The 20,940-nt window shown below is 64.2% G+C and carries 19 protein-coding genes and 1 tRNA gene; 5 read left to right on the plus strand and 15 right to left on the minus strand.

Going from position 1 to position 20,940, the window contains the following annotated elements; genetic code table 11:
* Window positions 1-3 precede the first annotated feature (3 nt).
* The gene (locus tag VGH54_RS20560; RefSeq protein ID WP_331513925.1) at window positions 4-1,650 is read right to left on the minus strand and encodes an acetolactate synthase; all 1,647 of its coding nucleotides are present in this window, start codon (window positions 1,648-1,650) and stop codon (window positions 4-6) included.
* Window positions 1,651-1,741: 91 nt separating this feature from the next.
* Between VGH54_RS20560 and VGH54_RS20565 the strand changes: the two genes are divergently transcribed.
* Window positions 1,742-3,661: an ABC transporter ATP-binding protein/permease gene (locus VGH54_RS20565; RefSeq protein ID WP_331513926.1), complete on the plus strand. Its 1,920-nt coding sequence runs from the start codon at window positions 1,742-1,744 to the stop codon at window positions 3,659-3,661.
* Here the strand turns inward: VGH54_RS20565 and VGH54_RS20570 are convergent.
* From VGH54_RS20570 to VGH54_RS20580, 3 genes are all read right to left on the minus strand, one after another.
* Entirely contained in the window at window positions 3,658-5,142 is a 1,485-nt protein-coding gene (locus VGH54_RS20570; RefSeq protein ID WP_331513927.1) for an FAD-binding protein, read from the minus strand. The genes VGH54_RS20565 and VGH54_RS20570 overlap by 4 nt on opposite strands.
* Window positions 5,139-5,642 (minus strand): VOC family protein, encoded by a 504-nt coding sequence (locus VGH54_RS20575; protein WP_331513928.1) that lies wholly within the window; start codon window positions 5,640-5,642, stop codon window positions 5,139-5,141. The genes VGH54_RS20570 and VGH54_RS20575 overlap by 4 nt, the downstream gene beginning before the upstream one ends.
* Before the next feature lie 100 nt (window positions 5,643-5,742).
* Complete coding sequence (locus VGH54_RS20580; RefSeq protein WP_331513929.1) at window positions 5,743-6,465, minus strand: TetR/AcrR family transcriptional regulator; 723 nt, start codon at window positions 6,463-6,465, stop codon at window positions 5,743-5,745.
* A gap of 114 nt (window positions 6,466-6,579) precedes the next feature.
* On the opposite strand from VGH54_RS20580, the gene VGH54_RS20585 reads away from it, so the two are divergent.
* Window positions 6,580-7,026 (plus strand): nitroreductase/quinone reductase family protein, encoded by a 447-nt coding sequence (locus VGH54_RS20585; RefSeq protein WP_331513930.1) that lies wholly within the window; start codon window positions 6,580-6,582, stop codon window positions 7,024-7,026.
* Between the two features lie 3 nt (window positions 7,027-7,029).
* On the opposite strand, the gene VGH54_RS20590 is transcribed toward VGH54_RS20585, so the two are convergent.
* From VGH54_RS20590 to VGH54_RS20630, 9 genes are all read right to left on the minus strand, one after another.
* On the minus strand, window positions 7,030-7,656 hold the full coding sequence (locus VGH54_RS20590) for a hypothetical protein (protein WP_331513961.1): 627 nt from the start codon (window positions 7,654-7,656) through the stop codon (window positions 7,030-7,032).
* Window positions 7,657-7,840: 184 nt separating this feature from the next.
* Window positions 7,841-8,419, minus strand: coding sequence for a LysM peptidoglycan-binding domain-containing protein (locus VGH54_RS20595; protein ID WP_331513931.1), 579 nt, complete (start codon window positions 8,417-8,419; stop codon window positions 7,841-7,843).
* Between the two features lie 137 nt (window positions 8,420-8,556).
* A complete protein-coding gene (locus VGH54_RS20600; RefSeq protein WP_331513932.1) occupies window positions 8,557-9,510 on the minus strand; it encodes a sterol desaturase family protein in 954 nt (317 codons plus the stop codon).
* A gap of 48 nt (window positions 9,511-9,558) precedes the next feature.
* Window positions 9,559-10,287, minus strand: coding sequence for an MgtC/SapB family protein (locus VGH54_RS20605; protein ID WP_331513933.1), 729 nt, complete (start codon window positions 10,285-10,287; stop codon window positions 9,559-9,561).
* 118 nt (window positions 10,288-10,405) lie between these two features.
* The gene (locus tag VGH54_RS20610) at window positions 10,406-12,061 is read right to left on the minus strand and encodes an NRAMP family divalent metal transporter (protein ID WP_331513934.1); all 1,656 of its coding nucleotides are present in this window, start codon (window positions 12,059-12,061) and stop codon (window positions 10,406-10,408) included.
* 75 nt (window positions 12,062-12,136) lie between these two features.
* A complete protein-coding gene (locus VGH54_RS20615; protein WP_331513935.1) occupies window positions 12,137-12,421 on the minus strand; it encodes a WXG100 family type VII secretion target in 285 nt (94 codons plus the stop codon).
* Between the two features lie 34 nt (window positions 12,422-12,455).
* Window positions 12,456-12,752, minus strand: coding sequence for a WXG100 family type VII secretion target (locus VGH54_RS20620; RefSeq protein ID WP_331512260.1), 297 nt, complete (start codon window positions 12,750-12,752; stop codon window positions 12,456-12,458).
* A gap of 81 nt (window positions 12,753-12,833) precedes the next feature.
* Complete coding sequence (locus VGH54_RS20625) at window positions 12,834-14,021, minus strand: PPE family protein (RefSeq protein WP_331513936.1); 1,188 nt, start codon at window positions 14,019-14,021, stop codon at window positions 12,834-12,836.
* 74 nt (window positions 14,022-14,095) lie between these two features.
* Complete coding sequence (locus VGH54_RS20630; RefSeq protein ID WP_331513937.1) at window positions 14,096-15,004, minus strand: PPE family protein, SVP subgroup; 909 nt, start codon at window positions 15,002-15,004, stop codon at window positions 14,096-14,098.
* A 245-nt stretch (window positions 15,005-15,249) separates the two neighbouring features.
* Here VGH54_RS20630 and VGH54_RS20635 point away from each other — a divergent pair.
* The 3 genes from VGH54_RS20635 to VGH54_RS20645 all read left to right on the plus strand — a co-directional run bounded on the left by VGH54_RS20635 (window position 15,250) and on the right by VGH54_RS20645 (window position 18,600).
* Window positions 15,250-15,323: transfer RNA gene (locus tag VGH54_RS20635), tRNA-Leu, on the plus strand.
* A gap of 390 nt (window positions 15,324-15,713) precedes the next feature.
* The gene (locus VGH54_RS20640) at window positions 15,714-16,496 is read left to right on the plus strand and encodes a hypothetical protein (protein ID WP_331513938.1); all 783 of its coding nucleotides are present in this window, start codon (window positions 15,714-15,716) and stop codon (window positions 16,494-16,496) included.
* 229 nt (window positions 16,497-16,725) lie between these two features.
* Entirely contained in the window at window positions 16,726-18,600 is a 1,875-nt protein-coding gene (locus VGH54_RS20645) for a hypothetical protein (protein ID WP_331513939.1), read from the plus strand.
* Between the two features lie 52 nt (window positions 18,601-18,652).
* Here VGH54_RS20645 and VGH54_RS20650 read toward each other — a convergent pair whose 3' ends face one another.
* Window positions 18,653-19,474 (minus strand): hypothetical protein, encoded by an 822-nt coding sequence (locus VGH54_RS20650; protein WP_331513940.1) that lies wholly within the window; start codon window positions 19,472-19,474, stop codon window positions 18,653-18,655.
* A gap of 56 nt (window positions 19,475-19,530) precedes the next feature.
* A complete protein-coding gene (locus VGH54_RS20655; RefSeq protein WP_331513941.1) occupies window positions 19,531-20,769 on the minus strand; it encodes a class I SAM-dependent methyltransferase in 1,239 nt (412 codons plus the stop codon).
* Window positions 20,770-20,940 lie beyond the last annotated feature (171 nt).

Here is a 20,940-nt window from a genome sequence, read left to right on the forward strand (position 1 = left end):
GCGTCACGCCAGATTGGACCGGCGTGGATAGGCGACATCGGGATCGGTGAGCACATTGACCACGGCGGGCAGACCGCTGCCCAGCGCGCGCGTCAACGCCGGCCGCAGCGCGGCCGGCGTGGAGACCAGCTCGCCATATCCACCGAGCGCACGCACCACCTCGTCGTAGCGGGTGCCGGGCCGCAGTTCGGCCACCACCGAATAGCCGTACAGCGCTTTCATCGGGTGGTGCTCCAGAGCCCAGATGCCGTTGTTGCCGATCACCGAGACGACGGGAACGTCGTGCCTGGCCAGCGTGTCCCATTCCATGCCGCTGAATCCGAAGGCGCCGTCGCCCTGCAGCAAGATGACCTGACGGTCCGGTCGGGCCAATTTGGCGGCCAGCGCGTAGCCGGGACCCGAACCGAGGCATCCGAACGGACCGCTGTCGAGCCACGCACCCGGCACATAGCTGTCGAGCACCCGGCCGGCGTACGAGCCGAAGTCGCCGGCGTCGACGACGACGATCGCGTCGCGGTCCAGCAGCGGAGCGAGTTCGGCGTAGACCCGCATCGGGTGCAGCGGGCTGCGGTCATCGGCCAGCTCGCCGAGCTCGCATTCGCGCGCCGCAGTCTCGGTCGCCCGCAGATCGGCGATCCACTCCTGGTGGCCGCCGGTATCTGCCCGCGGCGTGTCGCTCAGGACAATCAGGGTCGACGGCAGGTCGCCGTAGAGCTCGGCGGCAACCGGCCGCGGATGTCCGCGGTCGGGGTGCACACGATCGGCGACGATCAACTGGGTGTCTTGTCCGAATACCCCGCCGAATCCCAGCCGGAAGTCCATCGGTACCCCGATGACGACCGCAACATCGGCCTGCCCCAACGCTTTTGAGCGTGCCCGCGAAAACGCCAGCGGATGGTCGGCGGGCACCGTGCCGCGGGCCATGCCGTTCATCAGCACCGGGATCCGTTGCTCCTCGGCCAGTCGCAGCAGCGCCGCTTCGGCGTGACCCCACCAGACGTTGGTGCCCGCCATGATGACCGGTCGCTGCGCGGCGGCCAGCAGGCTGACCGCGCGGTCGAGCGCGTCGCCGTCGGGCAGCGACGGCGCTGGCGACGCGGTCAGGGCGCCGGGGTGTCCGGTGTCGGTGGCGAAGGAGAATGCGTGGTCCATCGGAAAGTCGATGAACGCCACCCCCGATGGCGGGCCGACCGTGGCCCGCAGCGCGTCGTCGATCAGGCCGCTGACCGCCTCGGCCGAAGGCGCGGTGGCGGCGAATCGAGTCAGCGGTGCCACGAACGGCACATGGTCGATCTCCTGCAGGGACCCCATGCCCCACCGCCCCGCGGGCGCCCGGCCGCCCAGAACCAGCAGCGGCGACGAATTCTGCTGGGCGGCAGCCATTGCGCTCATCCCGTTCGTCACGCCCGGGCCCGCGGTCAGTGCCGCCACGCCCGGCTGACGTGTCACCTTCGACCAGCCCTCGGCCGCGAACGCGGCGGTCTGCTCGTGGCGGGTGTCGATCAGCCGGATGCCCTCGCTGCGGCAACCGTCGTAGAGCGAGAACAGATGGCCGCCGGATAACGTGAAGACGGTATCGATTCCGCTGGCTTTCAGCCGCCGGGCGATCAGTCGGCCCGCATGGAAGGTGTCCTCGGCGTCGTTGCCCATGGGCGCAGCCTATCGACTCCCCTGCGGTACTTTTGCGGGGAAGCATCCACGAGACGTTGGCCGGACGCCGCGTTGGCAAGGAGACGCGACTTTGGAGCCAAAGCCTTTCGAGCCCTCGATCGATTGGTCCGCGGCAACCACGGAATCACTGTGGTGGCTCGTCAAGGGCTGGGCGATCGCCGCGGTGTGCGTCCTGCTGGTGCTGATCCTGCTGCGATACCTCACCGGGTGGGGCCGCCAGTACTGGCGGATCACCGGCGGCTACTTCAATGGACGACATGCGGTGGCGGTCTGGCTGCAGCTGGCCGCCCTGCTGCTGCTGGTTCTGCTTTCGGTGCGCCTGACGGTCCTGCTCAGTTTTCAGAGCAAGGACATGTTCACGTCGCTGCAAACAGCATTCGAAGGCGCTGCCACGGGTAACGAGCTAATCAAACATTCTGGAACACATGGCTTTTGGATGTCGCTGGTTCATTTCAGCGTGCTGGCGTCGCTGTTCATCGGCCGGCTTCTGGTGGACATCTACCTGACCCAGCGGTTCATGATCGCCTGGCGCGTGTGGTTGACCGGCCATCTCACCGACGATTGGCTGCGTGGTCGGGCCTACTACCGGGATCTGTTCATCGACAACACCATCGACAACCCCGACCAGCGCATCCAGCAGGACGTCGACATCTTCACCGCTGGAGCCGGCGGCACTCCGAATATCCCGTCCAACGAAACCGCGAACACGCTGCTGTTCGGAGCGGTGCGTGCGGTGGTTTCGGTGGTGTCGTTTGCCGCCATTCTCTGGGATCTATCCGGGCCGCTGGACATCTTCGGTTTCCAGCTCCCTCGCGCGATGTTCTGCATTGTCGTGGTCTTTGTGGCGGTCGCGACGGGCGTCGCGTTCCGGCTCGGGCGTCCGCTGATCTGGCTCAGCTTCAACAACGAGAAGCTCAACGCCGCGTTCCGCTATGCCCTGGTCCGGTTGCGCGATGCGGCCGAGGCGGTCGGCTTCTACCGGGGTGAGCAAGTCGAGCGAACGCAGCTGTGGGACCGTTTCACCCCGGTCATTGTCAACTACCGCAGATACGTCCGCCGGACGATCGCGTTCAACGGCTGGAACTGGTCGATGTCACAGGCGATTGTGCCGCTGCCGTGGGTCGTTCAGGCGCCTCGGCTTTTTGCCGGTCAGATCGCGTTCGGCGACGTTACGCAGACGGCGACGGCGTTCGGCGAGATCAGCGATTCATTGTCGTTCTTCCGCAACAACTACGACGCCTTCGCCTCCTTCCGCGCGGCCATCATCCGTTTGCACGGGCTGGTCGACGCCAACGACAAAGGCCGCGATCTGCCCGCGGTGCTGACCCGGCCCACCGACGACGGGTCGGTCGAATTCGACGGCGTGGAGGTGCGGACACCCGACGGCGACCCACTGGTCGATTCGCTGGACGTGCGCCTGGAATCCGGCCAGTCGCTGGTGATCACCGGGCAGTCGGGTGCCGGTAAGACCACGCTGCTGCGCAGCCTGGCCGAATTGTGGCCGTACGCCTCGGGGACGCTGCGCTGCCCGGACGGCGACAACGCGACGATGTTCTTGTCGCAGTTGCCTTATGTGCCGCTGGGTTCCTTGCGGACCGTGGTGTGTTATCCGAGCTCGCCGGCCGACATCTCGGACGAATCGTTGCGCGACACCTTGACAAGGGTCGCGCTGGCACCCCTGATCGATCGTCTCGACGAAGAGCGTGACTGGGCTAAAGTCCTGTCGCCCGGTGAGCAACAACGGGTGGCCTTCGCGCGGATCCTGTTGAACAAACCCAAGGCGGTCTTCCTCGACGAAAGCACATCGGCGCTCGACGAAGGGCTCGAGCACGCGCTGTATCAGTTGCTGGAGAACGAATTACCGGATTGCGTCGTGGTCAGCGTCAGCCATCGACCGGCCGTTGAGCTGTTCCACGAACGACACCTGAAGCTACTCGGCGGCGGCCCGTGGCACCTGGGCCCGGTGAGCAAGGAGCCGGCGACGGTCTAGCGCTTGCCGGCCGCGTGCGCGCCGGCGCGGCGCCCGAAGAATGACCCCTCGCCGAGCTGCGTGCCGCTGGCGTATCCCTTGCCGTCCTGGGCGATGTTGGACGCGCACGCGCCGACCGCGTACAGGCCTGGGACGACGCTGTCGTCGCCGCGTCGCACCTGGCCGTCGACGGTGACGGCCAGACCGCCCATCGTGAATCCGGAGTACATCGCCCGCCCGAGTGACAGGTCGAAGACTGCCCAGGGTCCATTAGCCTGCGGTGCAACATATTCCGGCTGCTTGTGAAAGTCGGGGTCCTCGCCGTTGGCCGCGAACTCGTTGTAGCGCTCCAGCGTCGCCGCAACGCTGCCCGCAGGCAACTCCAGTGCGGTCTCCAGTTCGGCGATCGTCTCGTAGCCGTCGAGGAACCGGATCAACGGCATCGCGGGCATCTCGGTGTGGGCCTCGTCGACGATCAGGTATGCGGTTTGGTCCGGCTGCTCGAGCACGAAAGCCGATGTGCGCGAGTGGTAGGAGTCCTCGGCGACGAAGCGCTTGCCGTCCTTGTTCACGATTACGCCCGTCAGCAGGAGTTCGGGCGGATAGGCCGCCGCGGTGATGAACTGTTCGTTCATGTTTTCGGTGACGCCGCCCGCTGAGACGCCCATCCGCAGACCCAGGCCGTCGTCGTTGGGGTTACCCAGGATGTAGGGCGCGACCAGCCCATGGTGTTTGGTGCGCCGCGGCTGCCCCAGCGCGGGAGTGTGCTCGGCGACCATCTCCGGGTTCATCGCAAAACCGCCGGCCGCGATGATCACCGATCTGGCTTTGACCGCACCGGTTTCGGTGAAGTGCTTCCAGGCGACGCCGGCCACGGCTCCGTCGCCGTCCAGGATCAGGTTGGTTGCCCCGGTCTCGTATCGGATCTGCACGCCCAATTCGTCGGCGCGTTTGACCAGTAGATCGATCACCATCGATGCGCCACCGAGTTCGCCGGGCACCGGCACGGAGTGCCCGCGCGGCGAGGGGATGGCCTGCTCGCAGAACGGCCACACCTTTTCGTTACCGGTGTAGCTCAGGCCTTCGGTTCCCGGCGGAACAACTACCTTGCCCGGGTAGAAGCTGCGTTCGAACTGAAAACCCAAGTCTTCCAACCAGTTGAAGTGCTCGACGCTGCCGTCGCTGTAGGCGCGGATCTTCTCGTGATCTGGGTCGCGCGACACCGCGACCAGATACTTGTACATCTCCTCGGCGGAGTCGGGATGTCCGGTCGCCTGCTGGACCGCGGTGCCGCCGCCAAGGTAGAAGTGGCCGCCGGCAAGCGAAGTCGTTCCGCCGGCCGCGGCCGCGCGCTCCAACACCAGTACCCGTGCTCCGGCGGCGGCCGCAGTGACGGCGGCGCAACCGCCGCCGATGCCGAAGCCGATCACCACGACGTCCGCATCGTCCGACCAGGACGACACATTGTCGGCGTTCAGAGTTGCTGGAATGTCAGTGCTCATTGGCGCTGCTCCTGCCTGATGTAGTCGAAGAACTGCCGCATCTCGGCGGAGAAATGCGCGATCTCCAGAAACGGAACCCCGTGTTGCGGGGCAGACAGATAGGCGAACCGTAGGCCGCCGGGCATCACACCCTGTTGCGGCACGGAGGCTCCTTGTTCGGCGGCTAAGGCAAGAGCGGCATCAAAATTCTCGAGGCTGTCGGCCTCGACGCAGATGTGGTGCAGACCCGGGCCGCTGTCCCGCAGAAAGTCACTATAGATATTAGGTCCGCGGACCGGTTCGATCAGCTCTAGCTGCATGTCGCCGAGATAGCTCAGCGAGATGTGGGCCACGAAGTCGGCCGGGCCGCCCAGGTAGCTGCAGGTGTCCGGGGCGAAGTGGATGTCGGGCAGCCTCACCCACTTCTTGACGCCTAACAGCCAGGTGAGAGCCGTTTCTGTGGTACTCAGGTCGTTCGTCACCCACGCGACTTGGACCGGTGATCCGAATGAGAGGCTCATCGCCTCGCAGGATAACCCAGCGTCCGCCCGGCAGGAACCACCGGAAATGATGTTGCCACCGCGAGGCGTTTACGGCGCCCACGTTCCCGCTGAACACGTTCTAATTCGTGGTCGGGACCCCGAACGGCTGCGCGCCGGCATCGGACTGGTTGAGCACGCCGACCAGCAGCCGGATCTGGGTGTCGAACACCGGCCGCGGGTCGCTCAGCGTGTCGACGCCGTACTGGCCGAACACCTCGAGGCTGATCGCGCCCACCACGCCCGCCCAGATCGCGAAGCATTTGGCGATGACGGCATCGTCGCCGGGAAATCCGAACTCCTGCCGGAGTCGTTCAAAGTCTGACGATATCGGTTGTGGCGCTGGGTGATTCGTCAGTCTGATGTCGCCGGTCGCGATACCGGCAGCCACCGCGTCGAACACCGCGCCGACCACTCGCGTGCCAGGGCCGACCGTTCGGTCGGCCGGTGCGTGATAACCGGGTACCGGGCTGCCGTACAGCAGCGCCCAGCTGGCCGGGTGCGCGATCGCCCAGTCGCGAGCCGCATGCGCGATCGCGACAACGTCGTCGCTCCACACGTCCGGCACGGCGTCGCGGGCGCGATCAACCGCGTCGGCGAGCTCGGAATAACCGTCGACCAGCAACAACGTCAGCAGCTCGTCGCGGCTGGAGATGTATCGGTACACCGCCGACGACACCATCCCCAGGTCGCGGGCGATGGCGCGCAGCGACAACCCGGCCGCGCCATGCTCCACCAAATGGCGGCGGCCCAGCTCGATGATCTGCGCTTCGATGCGCTCACGCGAGTCGCGACGCTTCGCCATCTGCCCAGTTTGACACAAAAGAGAACAGTGCTCTTGTTTTTTCGTCCCGGGTGTGTCAGGGTCATCCATATCGAGAGCAGTGCTCTCAGACTGGATCTCCCGAAAGGATGCATCATGTCGGTGCGTTACGACGAGCCTCACGCCGCGGCCAAAGCCGCCAACTCACTGATCCGCTGGTTGGCCGAGGTCGGGATCAGCATCGCCGGCACCCGGGCTCTTCGCGTGCGCGGTCGCAAAACGGGCCGGCTTCACGGCGTGGTGATCAATGTGCTGACCGTGGACGACCGTGACTATCTGGTGTCGCCGCGCGGTACCACCCAATGGGTGCGCAACGTCAGGGTGGCCGGTGAAATCGACATGGGACCGCGCTGGCGGAGCCGCAGAGTCAGGGCCGTCGAATTGGATGACGCGGCGAAGCCCGAGTTGCTCCGGCGGTACATAGACAAGTGGTTCTGGGAGGTCAAAGGCCATATCGCCGGGCTGACTCCCGATTCCAGCGACGAGCAGTTACGTGCGGCCGCGCCGTCGATACCGGTGTTCGCACTCGCCGATCTCGGCTGACACCTAGATCGCCGGACCGCCGACGCCCACGTCCTGCCGGATCTGCTGGGTGGTGGACTGCCACGACACCGCGGCCGGGAATCCGCCCCACACGCTGTTGAAGATGCCGACGATCCGGGCGGTGCCGGGACCGTTGGTGAGGTAGACCGGGCCGCCGGAGTCGCCTTGCTGGCTGATGACGCCATGGCCCATCGTGAACCAGCCATTGTTGACGCTCTCGACGGTTCCGCAGCTCTCGCCCGTCACCACGCCGAAATGGCAGATGGGCTCGCCGGGCGTCACGACCAGCCCTGGATCCGACTCGAGCGCGCGTCCACCCGGGAGAACGTTGTTCACTGCGACATCGGCCGCCAGCACGATCGCCTCGTAGTCGTCGACCTGCTGGTCAGTCTTGACGACCGCGCCGTTCGGCGTGTTGTCTCGGAACGTCGCGAGGTTGCCGATGACTTTGTTGTCCTTGTCGAACACCGGGCCGTCGCCCCGGCAATGGCCCGCGGTGAACGCCACCCGCAATGCCGGGTCGACATAACCCAGGGTGCACAGGTGGGGACCCTGGTGGATTTCCATTCCGGGAAAAACCAGAACCGGGTCGGCGTTGGCGTTGCCGGGTAAGCAGGCCGCCGCCAGCATGGCGGTAACCGTCGCGCCGAACGCGCGGATTGCCGATCGGCGCACCGTCGACTCCGATCCGTCGAGGCCGGCGCTGCACCGGCCGGCTATGAGGCTACCTAGCCAAGATTAGGCGAGAGATGCGCAGAGCCGATCGGTTGGAGCGCGCCGGCCGAAATACGGGCCGACGCGCTCCCCCTCGCGATCAAGGAATAGTCAGCACCTGTCCCGGGTGGATCAGGTCCGGGTTTTCGATGCCACTGGCGTCGGCGATGATCTGGTATTTGCTGCCGTCCCCGTAGAAGCGCTCGGAGATGGCCCACAAGGTGTCGCCGGACTCCACGGTGTACGTCCGCGCGGCTTCGGCCTCTGGCTCCGGGGCAGCGGCTTCCTCAACCGCCGGCTCTTCGGCAACCGGTGCGGCGGCTTCTGGCTCGGGCGGCGGTGGAGCGTCGGTCTCGGTCTTGCTCGACCATGCGGCCCCGTCGGCGGCGTACAGCACCAGGTTGCGGTCGTCCTGCAGAACGAGACGCACGTTCTTCTTACCCTTGGTGTCGGTGTGCCACACCGGCTTGTCGGCGGTGTAGAGAACGAAGTTGCCGTCGCCTTGGACCTCGGCGCGGACTACGTCTTCTCCGTTGGTCTTTGACGACCAGATCGCGTGACCACGCGATGCCAGGACCAGGTTTCCGTCGTCTTGCAACGTCAGGGTGTAGGCCCCGTTGCTCGACGTGAGCGATTCACCTTTGACAAGCTTTTGCCCCTCGGCGAGCGTGTCTCCCACTGCATTCCTCCTGTCGTCGCGGCCTGGCGGCTACCGGCCTCGCCGTCGAACTTACTGATCTTGGCTAAGCCATGGGGGCTTTCGGCTCGCCGCAATAAAAACGCTGGATGAACAAGGGCTCACCGAAGCTCCGGCGACTACCGGGACGGCGTCAGCGGAGCGGCGGCATCGGGTTGCGTGACGGATGCAGGCAGCCAGCCCGGAGGGCCGAAGACGTAGCCGAGCCGGTCGCGCAGACGCGTCGCCGACCGGAAATCCCTGGCGATAGAAAGGTATTCGTGGGTTTGCAGTTTCCAGACGTTGAAGGTGTTCACCTGTTTGGTCAGCCCATAGTGCGGACGGAATGTCTCCTTGCGGAAGGTGCCGAACAGCCGATCCCAGACGATGAAAATGCCGCCGTAGTTCTTATCGAGGTATTCGGCATCCATGCCGTGGTGCACGCGGTGATGAGAGGGCGCGTTGAAGACGAATTCGAAAGGCGCCCACATTCTGCCGATCCGTTCGGTGTGCACCCAGAATTGGTATATCAGGTTGACCGAGAAGCTGCAGAAAACCATCCACGGCGGAATACCCAACAGCGGCAACGGAATCCACATCAGGATTTCACCGCTGTTGTTCCACTTCTGGCGCAGCGCGGTGGCGAAATTGAAGTATTGGCTGGAGTGGTGGGCCTGATGGGTGGCCCACATCAGCCGGATCCGGTGCGCGCTGCGGTGATAGCAGTAATAGAGCAAGTCGACACCGAGGATCGCGATCACCCAGGTGTACCAACGCGTCGACGGCAGGTGCCAGGGAGCCAGGTAGGCGTAGATCGCCGCGTAGCCGAGCACGGCGATGAACTTCCAGCCCGCAGTGGTGGCCACCGAAATGAGCCCCATCCGGATGCTGGCCCACGAGTCGGCGGTCAGATAGGCACCCGAGCTCGGGCGGTCGGATTGGCGACCGGCGCCGGCCTCCCGCTCGATGCGTTCGAGCTTGCGGGCAGCCGTCCACTCCAGAATCAACAGCAAGAGAAAGAACGGAATCGCGAACAACACCGGGTCCCGCATCTGCTCTGGCAGAACGGAGAGAAAGCCGGCGATCGCATTCACGCCATATACCCTACGACGTCGCTGACCTGTGCTTGAAGTTTGACCAGACTAGTCCGCGAGCGGGGCACGCGGCATCGGATCGTCCTGGTCACCGGCGTACCAATGCACCGCCTGCACACCGTCCTGCAGCGACAAGTCAGCCACGAGCTTCTCCAGGCGGCCCGGCGCGTGCCTGTCACTGAGCAGATACGCGGTCAAAGCGACACTGTCCTCCCCCGCGCGCCCGGTGTGGATGCCGCGCAATACGAAGTCGCCCTCGCTGGTGTGCTGGACAATCTGTGCGCGCGCGTACTTTTCGGACTTCCGCCGACAGATCACCTGCACTTGGTACGGCTGGTCGTCCTCGTCCTCCTCCACCAAGTTGTCGCGGTCGATCAGATGGCCCAGCGGTCGCCCGAGCAGGTGAATCCCGAGGATGGCGGCGGTGGCGATCAAGGCGAAAAGGAAATGCCCGCCTGCCGCCAGCACCCCGACCGCGGCCGAGCACCACAGGGTGGCGGCGGTGTTGAGTCCATGCACGTTGAACCCCTCGCGCAGGATTACGCCACCACCGAGGAAGCCGACTCCGGACACCACATACGACGCCACCCGGGTCGGGCTGCTGTCGTTGGTCACGACCGCGTAGAGCACGAACAGCGTCGCACCGGTGGCGACCAGCGCGTTGGTGCGCAGTCCAGCCCTTCGCGCCTGCCATTGCCGCTCAATGCCGATGAGGGCGCCGCAGCCGAGCCCGACCCCCAACCGCAGCGCAAATTCAGCGATACTCAGTGTTTGCATGACGCGGCTCTCCTTTCCTTCGAACTGCGGTAACTATCCAGTGTGGACGACGCCGCCTGACATTGGTGCGTTACCACGCCGGTAGCGTGATCCGCTCACTTCGACGGCGCGAACAGGTTCAGGCGCTTCCGAGCTGGATAGCCTTGACTACCAACAGGATCGCTCCGATCACGAGGTATCCGCGCAACGCCAGCATGCCTACTCGCGTGCCGACGGACCAGGTAACCGGCTCCAGCAGGGCCAGTGGCGACATTCGCCATGACTCCCGATCGGCTCGGGCCAATACCTCGGAGAGCTGTTCGAGCACTGGTGGTCTGGGTCGTTGCCGTGCCTTCCACCACAGCGTGGCGAAAGTGGCTCCGGCGCAGACCGCGAAGATCATGCAAAGGCAGACAGAGACCGAGACGATATCGAGGTTGGGAAACATCGTCGTTGCCATCAGGATTCCGGACAACAGCAGCAGTCCACTCACGATGATCCCGGCAACTAAATTGAGCCACGGCCGATTCACCCAAGGGCCCAACACTTCCCGGTCATTGCACAGCAGCAGCAAGAATACGCTGGCGCTCGGCAGGAGCAGTCCGGCAAGAGCCTGAACACCGGTGGTGATCAAACCCAGTGGGGCGCCCGGGATCAGCACAATCGCTGCCGCGATGACGACCATAACGGTGTAGGACAAGTAGAACGGCTTTGCGTCGGCGAAGCCCCGATGCAGTGAATGCTTGAGTCCGAAGACATCACCGAACGCGTAGCTGCTCGCCAGGGTTACCGCCGCCGCCCCGACGATGGAGGCGTCGAGAAGCACGACGGCGAAGACCGACCCGAGCACGGAGCTGTGCTGGCCCAGCAGGTGCGCGAGCACGCCGGCGTCGACGAAACCTCCGCGGCTATTGGTGGCGCGTGCGGCCCAGTCGCCGGTCATCATCAAAGCGGCCCCGCCGATCACCACGACGAAGGCCCCCAAGGTCGTGTCGACTCGCTCGTAGCCGATGAAGCGCGGCATGATGCGCTTGTCGACGACGTTGGATTGCTGGAAGAACAACTGCCATGGCGCCACCGTGGTGCCGACGATGGCGATGATCAACAGCACCGCATCGGAAGTGAAACCACCCGCCACGCCAGGTATGACAAAGGATTTCGCGGCGTGTCCCCAATGCGGATGCGACATCATCAGCATCGGAATCTGCAGCAGGGTGATCGTGATGAAAACCAGCATCGCGCGCTCCCAGCGCCGGAAGCTGCCGGTGGCCATGATGGCGATCAGCGCTATCGCGGCGAACGGGACTACTACGTATCGGGGTATCCCGATGTAATCAGCGGCCAGCGTGATGCCGATGAATTCCGTTATCAGAGTGAGGAAGTTCAGCAGAAACAGGTCGCCGACGGAAAACCATCCCCAGCCCCGGCCGAACCGGTCGTTGATCAATCGCGCATGCCCGACGCCGGTGACGGCACCGAGTCGGACCACCATTTCCTGGTTGACGACGAGCACCGGGACCAACAGCAGCAGCACCCACAGCAAGCTGTACCCGTAGTTCTGCCCGGCCTGCACATAGGTTGCGACACCGCCCGCGTCGTTGTCGCCGACCATCACGATCAGGCCGGGCCCGACGATCGCCAGCAGGGTGGCGAGGCGAGTCTTGAGCGTGCGCGGACGATCGCTGTCGCTCAACCGGATCCGGCCCAGCGCACCCTCGATATCGCCAACGTGGGCGCTGTCGAGCACTGCGGTGGGTACCGGTGCGTCGATGCTCTCGCGGTCTAGTGTGGTCATGGCGGGTAACCCTTCTTGGCGCGCCAGGTGGTTGGTCGTGGCAGGTGTGCGGCAATAATGCTGCCGCTCTTGGGGTTAGGCCCAGCTGCCGCCGACGGCGGAGTCGGTGCTGCTCATGTTGTTGCCGGCGGTCTGGACCTTCTGGCCGTGGCTGTTGGCTTGTTCGTAGATGACCTGGCAGTTGCGGCCCAACTGGGTGATGAACTCCTGGCAGGCCACCGAACCCGAGCCGCCCCAGAAGTCACCGGCGGCCAGCACATCGCGCACGATGGACTGGTGCTCGGCCTCCAGGGAGGCGGCCTGGGAGCGGATCAGCGCGCCGTGGGCATCGACGTCGCCGAACTGGTAACTGATCGACATGACTGGTCTCCTAAGGGGTTTGAGGGGATAGGGGCTAGCTGGACAGGATCTGCTGAGAGGCCTGCTCTTGGCTCTCGTAGTTGTTGGCGTCGCGGATCAGCCCGTCGCGCACCCCGTGCAGCATGTTGACGATGTTGCGGAACGCGGTGTTCATCTGGCCCATGGTGTCGTGGGACGTCATCTGCGCGGTACCGCTCCAGCTGGCACCGGCAATGTTTTGGCTGGATGCCCACATCTTGCGGGCCTCGTCCTCAACGGTCTGCGCGTGCACATCGAAACGGCCCGCCATCGACCGCATCTCGTGCGGGTCAGTCATAAAGCGTGTAGGCATATCTATCTCCTTGCTGTGAATTGGTGCTGGTCGATGTTTGCGTACTTGTCTGCGGAAGGCGTCGTCGCCGACCGCTACCGGTTAGACGAACACCTGCTTGGGCATCACCTTCGGCTTGACGCCGTAACGGGGTCCGCCGAAGCCCATCGCCGACTTGCCGCCGGCGGAGGCCATTCCGGGCATGATGCCCGGCGTGCCGCCCATACCGGTGGCGGCCTCATCGGCCGCCGCGGTCCAGCCGGTGCCCGCCAGCGTGGCGTCGGCGACCGTGGCCGACGGGGCGGCCGCAGACCACGCGGCCGGCACCGACATCCCGCCGACCTCTGCTGCACTGCCCATGCCGGCTAGCGTCGCGCCGCCCATGCCGGACGAGGCGCCCGCCAGGGTCGTGCCGAAGCCCAAACCGGCGCCCAGCGGGGTGACATCGCCGATCGTGACGCCGAAGGGAGCACCGGCAACGAAGTGGTTCAGGGTTCCCATCGCCGAGGCCATCATCATGATGCACCAAGACAGCGTCACGTCCACGGTGTTGACGGTGTCGCCGACCGCGCCGATGCCCCAGAAGTTCTGAACCGAGTTGTACAGGCTCGTGAGTTCGCTGCTGACGCTGGGGGCCGGGTTGGCCGCAGCCGAACTCGTGCTCTGCAGGTTGCCGAGTATCCCGTTGAGCCCGGAATTCGACGCGTTGCTGTTGACGGCGTTGGCGACCGCAGTGGATTGTGCCGCCGAGCCACCGGGGTTGGTGTTCTGGGTCGGCTCGGTCAGCGGTGTCACCTGTGCTGTGGTTGCTCCGGTGGCTGCGTACGCCGTCAGGGCGGTGGCGTCTTGGGCCCAAAACTCTCCGTACATAGCCTCGTTGGCCGCGATCGCCGGAGTGTTCTGCCCCAGGATGTTGGTCGCAACGAGCGCCGCGAGCTGGGCCCGGTTGGCGTACACGACTGGTGGCGGAATCGTGGCGGAAAATGCCGCTTCGTACGCTGCCGCCGAGGCGGTGGCCTTTGCGGCGGCTTCCTGCAGCTGCACCGAGGTGGTGTTGAGCCAGTCGATGCTCTGCTGGGCGGCGGCAGCCGCGGCCGCAGACGAGGAACCCGTCCATTCCGAGCCGGTGAGCTGAGAGATGATTCCCTCGTACGCGGTGGCGTTGGTGGCCAGTTCTGAACTCAGGCCGCTAAATGTCGCCGCGGCAGCCATCAGCGGTCCGGCTCCGGCACCGGAGTAAACGAGGGTGGAGTTGACCTCGGGGGGTCGCGCTGCGAAATCAAAGGCCATTTCTTAGATCCTGTCTATTCATAGGTATATGAGGACGATTGGTGGTTGAGCCGACCGACGTTGGCGGCAAGAGTTCAGGTGATCGTCGGCTTCGGAATCGACGGCATGACCTTGGGCTTGACGCCGTACCGCGGGGCGCCGAAGCTCGAGCCTCCGCGACCGCCGTTGGCGACCGCGGGCATGCCAGCGATTCCATTCGTCATGCCACCCGTCGCCGGCGCGGGACCGGTCCAGCTCTGCGACGCCAGCGTGACCGGCGTGCTCGCTGCCGGGATCCCGGCTCCGCCGGCCCAGCTGGGCGGCACCGACAAGGCGCCGATCGAGGATCCCTGGCCCGCCGCGGCCAGCACTGGCGCGGCACCCATGGCGCCGGCTCCACCGATACCCGCCGCGGGGGCGACGTTTCCGGCCAGGGCGGAGCCCAGGCCGCCGATGTCGGCGCCAGCGGTCGCCGGGCCGGACAGCGCGGTGAGCAAACCACCACCGCCAAGGCCGATGAGGTCCGAACCGGCCGATGCCCAGTTACCGACCTGGATGTTTCCCAGGTTGATGATGTTGCTGTTCAGGACCGAGCCGGTCAGGGCACTGTTCAAGCCGCTGATCAAGCTGGTGAGGCCGGTGATCGCGTCAGCCGGCTGGGCCGCGGCGGACGTGGCATTCGACGTCGCGCCCGACAGCGAGTTCGCGGCGGCGCCGGCCTGATTAGCCGTCTCGGTCTCCTGGTAGGAGGTTGAGCTTTGGTTCAGCAGATTCGTGAACTGCTGGTGAATCGCCTGAGCCTGGGCGCTGACCGACTGATAGAGCTGACCGTAGGTCGAAAACACCCCGGCCTGCAGGATCGACACCTCATCGCCGCCGGCAGGCGCCACGTCCGTGGTCGAGCTCGCAGCGGCCGCACTCTCCGATGCAAACGAGTTGCCGATCCCCTCAAGCTGAGCCGCCGCCGCGGCAAGCGCTGCGGGCTGTGTATTCACGAACGACATGTATCTCTCCTAGTGGCAACAAACCGACCCCGGTCGGGGTCGGTCACGATGGTCACTGTTCAGTGCTTTCTGGTAACCGCCAGCGGTTCCATGCGTCTACCTTGGCTTAACCTGAGCAACGCCGCATACCGCGTTAATGGCTTCTTAACGTGAGGTCCGAATTTTTAACACATGGCTGGCAGCGACCTGCCGATTTGGGCTCCTGATCAGGGCTCGGGTAGCCGACGCGCTACATTCGACGCTTGGCCCCCATAGCCCAATCGGCAGAGGCAGCGGACTTAAAATCCGTCAAGTGTCGGTTCGAGTCCGACTGGGGGCACTGGTCTACCTCGGACAATTCCTCAGGGTTGTCTCAGGTCGCTCTCAGGTCAGAGTTAACTGGTCGTGGCTTCGTTGTCACATATTCACCTTGACTCCGTCAAGGTCGGTGAGCCAGCGCCCTGACGGTTTCTTTACGGCCTGCAGCTCAACCGCCGGGCAGTCCGCCCCGCGGCGCATCCGGGAGATCCGGCGGGGCGCTGCGGGCTGATCAATATCCACCCGACGCGCCGGTAACCGGCGCCGTCGACGAATCGCCGGTTCTACTCATGCACGCACCGGCGTCATGTGCCGAAGCCCAGCGCCCGCTGCTATTGCGGGCTTGCCTGCCGGCAGCCTTCCAGCCGTTCGACTGGACGGAAATGACATATAGACGACATATAGTTGCCCGGTGGTTGATCAGCTCTGGGGGCCAGACCCCGCCGAGGGGCAAGAGCAGGATCGGGGGGCGCGTCGGCCAGCGGTATTCATAGCTACACCCATGTATGGGGGCATGGCTATGGGGGCTTATGTCTCGTCATTGGCGCAGACCAGTGCGATTTTCATACAAAATGGGCTCGGCCTGCTCTACCAGTACAGAATGAATGATGCCCTCGTGGCAAACGCCAGGAACCAGCTAGCGCATCAATTCCTTGAGTCCCAGGCCACTCATTTGATGTGGATCGACGCTGATATCGGGTTCAATCCGACAGACATTGTCAGCATGGTACTGGCTGATCAGGACATTGTTTGTGGCGTGTACCCAATGAAAGCGATCGATTGGAAGCGAGTCGCTCAGGCCGTCAACGACGGCGTCCCGCCAGAAGAATTGAAAAGCCACGTGGGGGCATTCGTAGTCGACCCAATCGATGGGACCCCTGGTAGCGCCGCTGCCACCTCTGATGGACTGGTTGAGATTGCCGCTGGAGGAGCGGGATTTATGCTGGTAAAGCGCGTGGTGTTTGAAGCGCTTTCCCCCGAAGTGCCCGAGTATGCGATCGAGGGAATGGTCGTCAAGGAGTTCTACACCACCGGCATCGACCCTGAGTCGAGCGAGCTGGTTTCGGAGGATTACTACTTCTGCAGGCTTGCACGCAGCTTCGGTTTCAAAGTCTATGCGGCGCCCTGGGTGCGTTTAACGCATACCGGACCCTACATCTACGAGAGCCAACTCCAGCCGAACTGGCTGACTTAAACCCCAGCGGCTTAACGGGATCATCGCGGCCGATCTGGTGCTGGTCGAGGGGCGATGACACCGCGGCGGTGTGCTGCGTAACGGGCCCGAAATGGCTTGTGCGGCAATGGCCGTTGGGCGCATGGGCACGTCTGCCTGCATTTCGTCCCGCGTGGCGAGCGACGGCGACGACGGCGCAGTAAGAATCGGCAAGGTAGCGTTCTTGCCAAGCAGGATCACGGGAGGCGTCATGGCGTCGGCGGAGCCGATTATCGTCGTGCTGGGCCCGCTTGGCGGCGGCACGTCGGCCGTCGCCAGCGTACTGCACCACCTTGGCGTTTTCATGGGGACCAGGTTCGACGCGAGTTATCGTGAATTGCACCAGATCTGGGAAGACGCGGAGATCAGTGCACTGTGCCGCAGGGCGATTACTTTGCCCAGCGGCGAGTTTCAGATGGAACCTGTTCTGTTCCAGGAAAAGCTCCGAACTTGGGCTGACGAGCATCGCCGTGCCGCCCACATCGCGGGACTGCGCCCTGGGGTCAAGCACCCACTGCTTTGCCTTGCGGTTGATCTGCTCGCTGACGCGTGGGGACCGTTCGCGCCGGTGGTGGTGGAGCGGCCGTTCGCGAAGATCGTGGCAACGCTGAATCGGCTCGATTGGTTCGAAGATGAACGGGAGCGGGCGGAGTCAATGAGACGTCTCATCGCCGCGCGCGACCTTTCCTTGGCCAGCACTGCGAAGGTCAGAGTCGACTTCGAGGAACTGCGCGCCAACCCCGTCCCGGTAATCCGCCGCCTCGCCGACGAACTGGGCCTTGACGTGACACACGCCCAAGTGGAAGCGGCCACGAATAGTATTGTGGGAACGGCCGACATGCCGCGCGACGTCGACCCATTTCAGCGTTTCATCGATCAACTGCTGCCCGCGGTAGAGCGCAATCCTGACGACGCTCAATCGGTCTCCTTGCTGGCCCAGGTCTACTTTGATTCGTGCGATTACCTCAACGCGCGCAAGTGGTTTGCACGCAAGATCGAGATCGGCTGCCAGACTGACGAGGAGACTTTCGTGGCGATGCTTCGGGTCGCGCAGTCGATAGAAGAACTCGGTGCGGATTGGCACGAGGTGCAGGAAGCATATCTGAGCGCTTGGGAGTTTCGACCGACCCGCGCAGAACCCCTCTACTGCATCGCCAAGTACTACTTCAACGAGAAGCGCTATCAGCTCGGCTACCTGTTCGCCGAGCGCGCCGCCAGAATCCCGCTTCCTGACGATGACATGATTGTGCCCTATCCCGATATCTATGCCTGGCGTGCGGCCGACGCCCAGGCGAAAGCGGCGTTCTGCATCGGCGAGCATACCGAGGCGTTCACGCTGTGGCGGTTCCTGCTGGGCCGCCCCGACATCCCCGACTACGACCGGCAACGAATCGTGGCAAACCGCGACCAAGCGGTGCCAGCCATGCTCGATGCGGTGTCATCCTACCCGGATACGTTGGCGCGCAACCTGATCGCGGTGCCAGGCGATCCGGAGGTCACCGTCAGCCTGGTCGCCGGACCGGACCTGGTTGCCACCCAGCAGACACTCAACTCGTTTCTGAACTGCTGCGGCGACGTGTCGGCGGTTGGGCGCTTCCTGATGATCGACGGGGGCCTGTCTGACCCCGAACGCGAGATGCTGAGTGCGCTCTACGAATTCCTCGAGTTCGCCGAACCCGGCACCCACTTGGCAGCAATCCGCGAGGAGATCAAGGGACGGTTCTGGTTGCATCTTGGCCAAGGTTGGTGCTTTTTCGCACCGGAAAACCTGATCACCCGGCTTACCGCGGTACTCGGTGCCGAGACACAAGTATTGCAAGTGGGAATCAACCTTGCCGACGCGGTCACCCTCACCGCCACCAGCGCGCCTGAGGCGACGGTACGCCGAACCCCCGATGCCGGCCGTTATGTCCTGACCGACACGTTAGCCAGAGGCCCTGCGATGTTCGATACCGCGCGGCTAGACCAAGCCGGCGGTGTTGGTGGCGCTGAACCAGACCCGATTGCCGAACTCGCGCGACGAGCAGCTGCCGCCGGGCTACGGGCCGCCAGCCTCGACGAAGTACTCTGCATCACTGCGGGGTAGCGTCTACCGCCAGTGCCTACCAGGGTGACCGTCAATCGGTGGTTCTCCGCGCTTATCGCGGATCGGCGCTGGGCGCCTGGGTGCTGCGATTGCCGAATATGTATGTCCCGGTGTGGTTCAGACGCACCCAGGGCGCTGCATAGATCTTGAACCCGCGGTGGCGAGCCAGTCTGCAGAAGTGGTAGTCCTCTGACAGCAGGCTATTTCCCGAGTCGGGGTCGATGCTCACGGCGTAGAACGCCTTAAGCACGATGCCCGGGGTCGAGCCGTCGACGTAAGACGGCACGTCGTCGGACAAGACGTCAAACACGCCGCGCTTTATCAGCATGAATCCGGTTCCCGCGTTGGCGATCTCGACCAGGCCATCGGCACTGACTCGATCGGCGGAGTCGTCGATCAGATTCAACACCAGCGACCGCTCGTGCTCGGATAGCCGCTCGGGCGGCACGCCCTGTTTGGCCGCCCGAGCCACCTCGCGCCAATGGATCTCCTTTTTAGGATAGATACCGCACACGATGTCTTTGTCGGCCCCGACCATGCGAACGATGTCGGCAGGGTCGAATCCGATGTCCGCGTCGATCCACATCAAATGGGTGGCCGCTGAGTGAAGGAATTGGAAAGTGAGATAGTTCCTGGCACGCGTCACCAGGCTGTCGTTCATCACGCAGCTGTAGGACAGGCCGATCCCGTTTTTGAAGAAGGTAGCCGGTGTGTGGGCAAGCGACATGGTGTAGGTGCCCGCGGCCATCCCCCCGTACATAGGCGTGGCGATGAACACGCTCGGGCGGGCTGCAGCAACAGGCCCCATGTCGAGCTTTTGCCCGGCGCCCTGCTCGGATAGCTCATCGTTGGACGAATTGCCGTCAGATGTCACGGGTGAGATGTCCTTATCGCTGCGGGTCTGCCCCCGTCTCGGTGGTGGCAGTCAGCTTAGCTGTGCGAGCCCTCCGGTGCGTCAGCAGTCAACGCCATCGCCACGAAATCGTTTCGCCACAGCGCCTCAAAGAACTTGTGGCCGAACCTTTCTGCGTCTGCCGCGCTGACTCGGTTCGGCTCGTCCTGCTGCGCCACTTGCCGAGCAATCTCTCGAATGGTGCGGTGGCCGTCGACCTTTTGCGCAAATGCCAACTGAGCGGGGTTGAGCGGTATGCGCGCTCTCGGCCAAACTGCTTCATTGCCGGAGATACCGCAGCGCAGGCGCAGCACCGGAACGTAGTCGAGTGAGGCGGCCGTCGAGAAATCGATGGCGTAGGTCGCCGTCGGTCGCTCGGGACGGCAGGCCATGAAGAAATGGCAGCCGTTCAGTGTTTGCAACCGCTCCATCACCGACCAGATTTTGTTTTCAGGCAAGGCATTAACGGCTGGCTGGAACCCGCTCGGCGGCGCGAACAGGCTGTTCGGGTAGTACGGCGTCTTGTGATACCAGCCCTGGAAGACCAGTCCGGCCGAGGCCACGAAATCGAGGCACTCGTCGACGGTGTAGCTGCGTGCCCGATGGTGCAGGAACGTATCCACCAGTGCGCCATCGTCGCGCAGGTCGTAAGCGATTTTCAGATAGCTCTGAATCGGGTGATCCGCCGTCAGGCTCGAGAGGGTGTCCTTGACCAGCTGGACCGATGCATCATCCTGGCTCAGGCCTAAATCGCGAAAGACCGACTCCAGCAACTCGACTCCGATCCGCCCGTACTTGGCGTAGAGCATGAGAGCCATGACGCCATCGGGTCGCAGGCATGCCGCCAGAGCCTTCAGGCCGGCCGGCGGATCGGCCATGTGGTGTAGTACGCCGGTCGAGACCACCAGGTCGAACTGGCGCCCCAGGGTTGCGAGCTCCTCGATCGGAAGCAGATGCAGCTCCAAGTTGGGCAGGCCGTGTTTGTCTTTCAGATATTGCTGGTGATCCAGCGAGGGTTGACTGATGTCGACCCCGACGACGTTGGCGTCAGGGTTGCCGAACGCGAAGACCGCGGCCTGGTTGGTGCCGCACCCGGCGATCAGGATGTCGAGATCCGGCCGATAGTCGCGGTCCGGCCAGAAGATGCGGTGCGCGTGCGCCGGGTCGAACCAGTCCCAGTTCGTTGCGCTCCACGCCGTCAGGTCCTCGACAGGAGGCGGGTACCGCCACCGCTCGTACTGGCGGCTGACAACGTCAGCGCGCGCGTCGTCGTTCACGTCGGTGGTGCTCCGTCCCCTGGAAGTGGCCCGGATCCGCGCCGGTCCACGCGGGGGATTATCGGTTACCCCCCGCCCGCAGGCAATCCGGCGATCGCGCGACACGCCCATTTAGCCGTTTGTGATGTACGACTCTTTTGTCGTGAACGTTAAGGAATCCTTATGCCTGAA

This window comes from Mycobacterium sp. (genome assembly GCF_036488105.1).
GTDB lineage: Bacteria > Actinomycetota > Actinomycetes > Mycobacteriales > Mycobacteriaceae > Mycobacterium.